Genomic DNA, 2,572 nt, shown 5'->3' with positions numbered 1-2,572 from the left:
TTGCTCATTTTGCTTTTTTAATAGTGTGTGCTCACTTAAAATTTAACGTTGGCGCTTTGTTTTGTTCAGTTTTCAAAGAGCAATTTTCAACAATCGTTCTTTCGAACGGCTTGTTTATTCATCATAACATCTTATTGATTAGTTGTCAACTTCTGCGAAGTTTTTAACTTATTTTAAATCGCTGTGTTTTTCAGCGACCATTTCATCTTATCATTTTTATTGTAAGAAGTCAATAGTTATTATTTCTTTTAGCAATCTGCCAAAAGCGGATGAAGTTTTTTGTTTTTCTTAGTTGGTGCTTATTTATATTAATCCTTTCGTACCTTAAAGTCAACTCATTTTATGCAATTCCTTGTTAAATGATTTACTCAACTATATAGGAGTATTAAAAGTGCCAGTCATAACATGGCTTCCACTTACACCAAAAGCCTTCTTGATCCTTGTAGGTTCCCCTAGATCAACAACCATTATATTAAAATAAAAGGAGCCATTTGCCCCCCTTCAATATCCTTAAAACCAATAAATTATCCAAATCGATTACTCTCTGCTTGTCCAAAAGACCAATCAACCTAACAAGGTATGGCTATGTAATCTAAATAATGAAGGTAAATGAGATGTATATCGAATACTAAAATATTGTTCCTTTAACACTGGATAACGATTTTAGAAATAACCGCTTATATCACGCACTTCCGTTGTCCAAATATTAAATAATTTTTTTACAATTTTACTTCCTTGTACTATAATAAATATATTTTAAAAATTTCAGGTTAGACTTTTAATCATTATAAAGGGAGGGATTTATAAATGATTAATAAAAACACATCTTTGAGGATGCAAAGTATCGTTTTTATTGGCTTTATGGGAGTAGGAAAGACGACGATCGGACAGAAAGTAGCGAGGAAATTATATAGGGACTTTATTGATATAGATCAAGAAATCGAAAAGGAATTCAATATGCCCACCACGGAAATATTCAAGAAGTTTGGGGAAAAACCTTTTCGCGAAAAAGAAAAAAGTGTGATTGAAAGCTTTAGTCAACAACAATTGAAAATCATTTCAGTCGGGGGCGGGGCATTTTTACAAGAGGATATACGGAATATCTGTTTATCTAATTGCATTGTCTTCTACCTTGACTTATCTTGGGAATATTGGAAAGAGAGAATAGGCTTACTTATTGATAGTAGACCTGTTTTACAAAGTCGTACCCTAGAGGAAATCGAAGAACTCTTTTACACAAGACAGGAAATATACTCCTATCATCATTCAAAAGTGAATATGAATGATCTTGATGTTGAAGAGGTAGCAGATTATATTGTTGATTCATTGAAAGTCGCTTGGGATATTTACGAACCACTTAAGTAATTCCATTAGTTGATTGCCCAATAAAACCTAAGAAAAGAATAATAAAAAAGATGAAAAGAATACAGCGATAAGAGATACTCCCTCTTCCTGTAAACTAATCACCTTTTTTTCTTTTTAGGAGGATTTTCTAATAATCAGTTCAAGATTTAATATAATACGCTGTTATTCATGATCAATATTAACCATTTTTTTGGTACAAAGATTCGCAGCTTCTTTGCCCATACGTTGTGGAAATGAAGAAACAGTTGTTAACGGAGGATGATTGATTTCTGCTACTGGAACATTATCGAATCCTACGTTGTCTATATCTTGATCAGGAATCAATCCTATCATCCTTAACCCTTGCATAAACGCCGAAAGCAATTAAGTCGCTAAAGCAAAAAATAGCTTAGGATTATTAAAGACCTCAAATACAGCCTCTCCCCCCCCTCTCGTGTCGGAGTACTATCTATCATTAACGTTTCGTCAACTTCCAAGTGTCAAACTTATAAAATAGTCCTTTATACAGAATTCAAAAATATTAGATATCACTCCAACATGCATTTTTGTTTGTTTTTTCAATTGTACCAAGAATGGGATATCTACTTGTATCCGTCTGTGCCCCTTGTCGAGTGCCCCAAAACAAACTATAGACAGAAGTAAAAGCAGTCTGTGGTGCTGCTGATATGTGCTTGCCTAATGCTCATTGTCCCACGTTTTAAAGATATGGATTATATCCATAAAGACAACTACGGACTTTCAAGCCTTTTTTCCAAGTAACTTGAGCGTCTTCAGTTAAGACTATCTAAAGTTTTTTTCGTATCCCATGGACAATGATGAACTGGGATTTTTGACCTTCCGTAACTCTTTATTCTCTTCTAAGGTAATTAATGAGGCTAATTCTACTCTTGCTTCCTGAAACTATTTACCATTTGTGTTTTTCTAATTCTGACACCTTCTATCTTGGCTCTCCCTTATGTCTCAACAATTCATGGATCAGGATTCCCCCTAAATTTCAACAAAATATAATAATAATAGAAGAAAAAAATAGAATTATTTCCAGTCTTTTTTTCTAGCATACCTTTTAAATGGTTTCATTACTTTTTTCGATACTCTTTTCATTAAAAGACGCAAAAAAAGACCAGCCGGATGGCTGATCTTGTAAATGGCTTGGCGGCGTCCTACTCTCACAGGGGGAAACCCCCAACTACCATCGGCGCTGAAGAGC

Annotated in this window: 2 protein-coding genes; one reads left to right on the top strand and one right to left on the bottom strand. The window is 34.0% G+C overall.

Features of this window, described 5'->3' with window-relative positions:
- Nucleotides 1–807: 807 nt before the first annotated feature.
- Complete coding sequence (locus ACQKKK_RS26190) at nt 808–1,365, top strand: shikimate kinase (protein WP_427620014.1); 558 nt, start codon at nt 808–810, stop codon at nt 1,363–1,365.
- A gap of 162 nt (nt 1,366–1,527) precedes the next feature.
- On the opposite strand, the gene ACQKKK_RS26185 is transcribed toward ACQKKK_RS26190, so the two are convergent.
- Complete coding sequence (locus tag ACQKKK_RS26185) at nt 1,528–1,689, bottom strand: substrate-binding domain-containing protein (RefSeq protein WP_427620013.1); 162 nt, start codon at nt 1,687–1,689, stop codon at nt 1,528–1,530.
- Between the last annotated feature and the right edge of the window lie 883 nt (nt 1,690–2,572).

It is taken from the genome of Peribacillus sp. NPDC006672 (genome assembly GCF_050274955.1).
Taxonomy (GTDB): domain Bacteria; phylum Bacillota; class Bacilli; order Bacillales; family DSM-1321; genus Peribacillus.
The sequence above is the reverse complement of the archived record's forward strand: the minus strand, read 5'-3'. Positions and strand labels throughout refer to the sequence as shown.

Excerpts from the sequence above, each read along its gene's own strand:
- ACQKKK_RS26190 (WP_427620014.1), top strand. The coding sequence starts at position 808 with ATGATTAATAAAAACACATCTTTGAGGATGCAAAGTATCGTTTTTATT.